The organism is Aliivibrio sp. A6 (genome assembly GCF_028765505.1).
Lineage (GTDB): Bacteria > Pseudomonadota > Gammaproteobacteria > Enterobacterales > Vibrionaceae > Aliivibrio > Aliivibrio finisterrensis_A.
The window spans coordinates 1-415 of the sequence record NZ_JARACR010000149.1 but is presented as its reverse complement, the minus strand read 5'-3'; the positions used below and the strand labels follow the sequence as shown (position 1 = coordinate 415).

The following is a 415-nucleotide window of genomic DNA, read 5'->3' as shown; positions in this document are numbered from 1 at the left end:
GCAATAACACGTGCGAACGACTTACTTTCAAAACCAATTATACTTCAAACCGCGAATGCCGAGTGTAATAGCATCGTGTTGATTGCTTTGTTATACGTTGACCTGATATTTCAGATCTTTTGCTTCATCGCCAGTCATACCTCTGAAACCCCAACAATGAGCAGGTTGCTCTTTAATGGTAATTTCAACATCAATCGGGGATATTCCTAATTCACATTCAATTGTAGAGAATAAAGACTTAATTAATGCCTTTTTCGTTTCAACCGTCCTACCTTCCATCATATTTATTTCTATCACGGTATAAGCGTTACTACGACCATCTGGATAATAGAAATCTTCTTTAGCCATTAGCATAAAACGATGAGCCCGCTTATCTTCAGGTAAACCAATTTCAGAATTAAGACACGATTGGATC

Annotated in this window: 1 protein-coding gene; it reads right to left on the bottom strand. The window is 37.6% G+C overall.

Features of this window, described 5'->3' with window-relative positions:
- Positions 1–90 precede the first annotated feature (90 nt).
- On the bottom strand, positions 91–415 hold a 325-nt coding region (locus PVK70_RS18960), incomplete at its 5' end, for a tautomerase family protein (RefSeq protein ID WP_274441726.1).